This is a genomic window from Actinosynnema sp. NPDC023658, assembly GCF_040639995.1.
Lineage (GTDB): Bacteria > Actinomycetota > Actinomycetes > Mycobacteriales > Pseudonocardiaceae > Actinosynnema.
The window spans coordinates 1-3,811 of sequence record NZ_JBFAAX010000146.1; the positions used below are offsets into that span (position 1 = coordinate 1).

At 75.2% G+C, this 3,811-nt stretch carries 3 protein-coding genes and 1 pseudogene; 2 read left to right on the forward strand and 2 right to left on the reverse strand.

Translation table 11 applies throughout. The annotated features are described in order from the left end of the window. Window positions 1-171: 171 nt before the first annotated feature. Window positions 172-855 carry an endonuclease gene (locus tag AB0G02_RS17655; protein ID WP_360795124.1) on the forward strand — a complete coding sequence of 228 codons (684 nt, stop codon included), beginning with the start codon at window positions 172-174 and terminating at the stop codon, window positions 853-855. 80 nt (window positions 856-935) lie between these two features. Beyond that, on the forward strand, window positions 936-1,601 hold the full coding sequence (locus AB0G02_RS17660; RefSeq protein WP_360795127.1) for an aminoglycoside phosphotransferase family protein: 666 nt from the start codon (window positions 936-938) through the stop codon (window positions 1,599-1,601). 127 nt (window positions 1,602-1,728) lie between these two features. On the opposite strand, the gene AB0G02_RS17665 is transcribed toward AB0G02_RS17660, so the two are convergent. Next, on the reverse strand, window positions 1,729-2,556 hold the full coding sequence (locus AB0G02_RS17665) for an NAD(P)H-binding protein (protein ID WP_360795130.1): 828 nt from the start codon (window positions 2,554-2,556) through the stop codon (window positions 1,729-1,731). Between the two features lie 212 nt (window positions 2,557-2,768). After that, a pseudogene (locus AB0G02_RS17670) lies at window positions 2,769-3,811 on the reverse strand (GTP-binding protein); the annotation flags it as partial.

Here is a 3,811-nt window from a genome sequence, read left to right on the forward strand (position 1 = left end):
ACCCGGCGGGGCGTAACGCGGCGGGGAGGGGGTACACCGCCACCCACGCCGCGGGCGCGCCGGGGGTCCGGTCGGCGGTCGTCGCGACCCGGCGTCCGGTGGTCGGGGCGATCCGCGCGAGCTGAACGGTCGCGGCAGGTGGGGGCCTTCGCGCCGGGGTAACCGGACGGCATGAGCGAGCACGAGGACATCGCCCGACGCCTGCTGGACCAGGCCGGCCGGACGTACGCCGAGCAGGCGGGCATCCGGCTCGCGGACAAGCCCGCGCCGCTGTACCGGCTGCTGGTGCTCAGCGTGCTGCTGTCCACCCGGATCCGGGCGGACATCGCCGTCGCGGCGGCACGCGAACTGGCCGCGGCGGGCTGCACCACCCCTCGCGGCACGCTGGAGACGACGTGGCGGCAGCGCGTGGACGCGCTCGGCCGCGCCCACTACGTCCGCTACGACGAGAGCACGTCGACCGCGCTGGCCGAGGGCGCTCGACTGCTGCTCGACGAGCACCGGGGTGACCTGCGCCGACTCCGCGAGGAAGCCGACGGCGACGTCGCGGTCATCCGCGCGGGGCTCGAACGGACACCACGCCTGGGTCCGGTCGGCTCGGCCATCTTCTGCCGCGAGGCGCAGCGGGTGTGGCCCGAGCTGCGCCCGTTCCTGGACGACAAGGCCTTGGCCGGCGCCCGCCGCGTCGGACTGCCCGACGACCGCCGCGCACTGGCCGGGCTCGTGCCCGCCGACGACCTGGCCCGGCTCGCCGCCGCGCTGGTCCGCGTCGCGCTCGACAAGCACCTCGCCGCCGCCGTGACGACCGGTCCGGCACGGGCTGAAGGGCGTGCACCGGGCGCGGATGACGAATGACGCCGGGTCCGTCACCAGAGCTGGGCACGCACCCCGGGCGAGCATGGCGTGCCCTGCCCACGACCGGCCAGGATGTGCCGATGCGACGACTGCCGCACGGCTACACCAACCACACCGTCGGGGACGGCACCGTGGTCGACAAGACCTATGCCGGCCCCGGCGCGCGGCAGCGGCGGGCACGCGAGCGGCTGGTGCTCACCCGGCTCCGGGGACGGATCCCGGTGCCACCGGTCCACCGCGCCGACGAGCTGACGCTGACGCTGGGGTTCGTCCCCGGCGTCCACGGTCAGGAACTCCTCGACGCGGGCCACGCCGCTGCCGTGCTGAGCGCGTGCGGGGCCGCGCTCCGCCGGATCCACATCGTCCACCTGAACGCCCGCACCGGCGCGGAGGACGGGAGGGTGCTCGTCCACGGCGACTACGGCCCGAACAACGTGCTGCTCGACCCGGCCACCTTCGAGGTCACCGCGGTGCTGGACTGGGAGTTCGCCCACCTGGGCGACCCCGTGGAGGACCTCGCGTGGTGCGAGTGGATCGTCCGGATGCACCACCCCGCCCACGTCGGGCGGCTGGAGAACTTCCACGCCGGCTACGGCAGCCCGGCCCCGCCCTGGCCGGTGAGGAAAGCGGCGATGCTGGCCAGGTGCCGGGCATTGGAGGACTTCACCCAACGGTGGGCACCGGGCGGGGACGGCGTGCGGCACTGGCGACAACGCATCACCACGACCGCGAGCTGGGAGGAGTAGTCCACCGCCCGCCCGCCACCGCCACGCCGACCCCGCACACCACCGCCACGCCGACACCCGCACGCCGCCACCGCCACGCCGACCCCGCGCACCACGGCCGCACCACCGCCACGCCGGCCCGGCGCGGTCAGGAGCGGAACGCGGCTGCGTGCGCCTCCGCCCACTGGTGGAAGGTCCGCGGCGGACGCCCGGTCACCTCCTCCACGGTCGGGTGGACGATCGCCTCGTCCAACGTCCCTCCGCTGTAGAACGAGAAGAACGCGTCGACGTACTCGACGGGCATCGCGGCTTCCATCTCGGCCCTCGCCACGGCGTCCGGCAGGGCCTCGAACCGCAGGTCGCGGCCCAGCACCGCGCCCAGGACCGCCAACCGGCGGGCGGGCAGCAGCGGTTCCGGGCCGCTGAGGTGCAACACCCGACCGGCCAGGCCGTCCAGCAGCGCCCGCGCCGCCACCTCACCGATGTCGCGCGGGTCGACGTTGGCCACCGGCACGTCGCCCCACGCGTCCCGCACCACGTCGCCCTCCGCGAGCTGCGGCAGCCAGCGCAGGGTGTTCGACATGAACGCGCACGGCCGCACGATCGTCCAGTCCAGCCCGGAGGCCCGCACCGCCTCCTCGGACCGGATCATGTACCGCGAGACGGCGTTGTCCGTGTCCGCGGCGGTCACGGAGCTGCCGGACAGCAGCACGACGTGCTTCACCCCGGCCCGCGACGCCCGCTCCAGCACGCCTTCCTCGGCCTGGTAGCCGGGCAGCAGGAACAGGCCCTCGACGCCCGCCAACGCGTCCGCCACCGACTCGACGTCGTTCAGGTCGCCCACCGCGCGCTCGACTCCCGGCGGCACGACCGCGTTCTCGTTGCGCACCAACGCACGCACGTCCGCACTCGCCCGCGACAGCGCACCGACGACCTCGGCGCCGACGTTTCCGGTGGCCCCGGTGACCAGGATCATCGCGGCCCCCGGCGGCAGCGCGCGGCCACCACGACCGCGGTGTCCGACGGGACCGGCTTCGCTCTCGTCACGGCTTCTCCCCCTCGATGGTCCGCGACGCCTTGTGGCGCAGCGGAAGTCTCACCCTTCATAATGCCGCTCGCCGGGCGTCTGGTTGTCACGGATCCCGCGAGCCCGATCGGGGTCCTCCAGCGCAAACGCGACCTCCTGCGTCACCGATCACCCCCGGTGGAGGTGGAGGCGGCCAGGTTGCGGTTCGACAGGAAGCGCAGGTACTCCTCCCGGTCCAGGGGGTTGCCGTCCGTCCTGGCCCTCGTCGGGGCGGGTCCGCGGACGCGGCGGGCCGGTCCCGGCTCGTGCCAGACGCTGCCCTCGCCGCGGGTCAGGCCCGGCAGGGCCGAGGCCAGGTCGTGCAGCGCCCGCGCCGGGACGTCCCCCGGCACGACCCAGCCCGAGCCGGACTCCACCGCCGTGCCGAGGTCCGCGCCGAGCGAGATCAGCAGCCCCGTCACGGCGCTCAACGAGTCGTCCGGCACCTCCACCTCGACCGCGTGACCGGGCTCGTGCACGGCGCTGCCCGCCCGCTCCAACGCCCGCAGCAGCACCACGGGCGTGAGGTGGCGGAAGTCGGCGGCGGAGGTCATCGGCGCCAGGAAGCCGACCCGCGTGACGGTCACCGCGCAGTCGGTCACCTCCCAGCCGTGCAGGCCCTGCCGGAGCGTCGTCGCCACCGCCTCCTCCACCGCGCGGTGGTAGGCCTTCGGGATCAGGCCGCGCTGGGCCTCGCGGGTGACCGTGTTGCCCGTCCCCGGCGGCAGCGGTTCGACGCGCACGCCCAGCGTCTGCCAGAAGTCGTTGCCACCGCGCGGGTCGAACACGTGCACGGCCTCGCCGCGACCCACCGGCCGCTCGAAGTACACCGGCCGGACCTGCTCGAACACCGCCCCGATGCCGAACTCCCGGCGCAGCCGCTCCGCGATCACCTCCCGCTGCACGGCCCCGTAGAGCAGCACCGACGTCGCACCGCCGTCGGCCACCCTGGTCCGGATGAGCGGGTCCTCGTCGGCCAGCCTGGTCAGCGCGGCGTGCAGCTCGGTCGCCCGGCCGGGTTCCTCGGGTCGCACGACCGACTCCAGCACCGGCGGCGCGAAGTGCGGCTCGGGCGGCCCGGACGCCGCGCCCAACCGGTCGCCCACGCGCACCCGCGGCAGACCGCGCAGCTTGCCGATGTCGGCCGCCGCCAGCGGTCCGGGGC

Bases quoted from the DNA above. Each gene is read 5' to 3' on its own strand.
- AB0G02_RS17655 (WP_360795124.1), top strand. From the start codon at position 172: ATGAGCGAGCACGAGGACATCGCCCGACGCCTGCTGGACCAGGCCGGC.
- AB0G02_RS17660 (WP_360795127.1), top strand. From the start codon at position 936: ATGCGACGACTGCCGCACGGCTACACCAACCACACCGTCGGGGACGGC.
- AB0G02_RS17665 (WP_360795130.1), bottom strand. From the start codon at position 2,556: ATGATCCTGGTCACCGGGGCCACCGGAAACGTCGGCGCCGAGGTCGTC.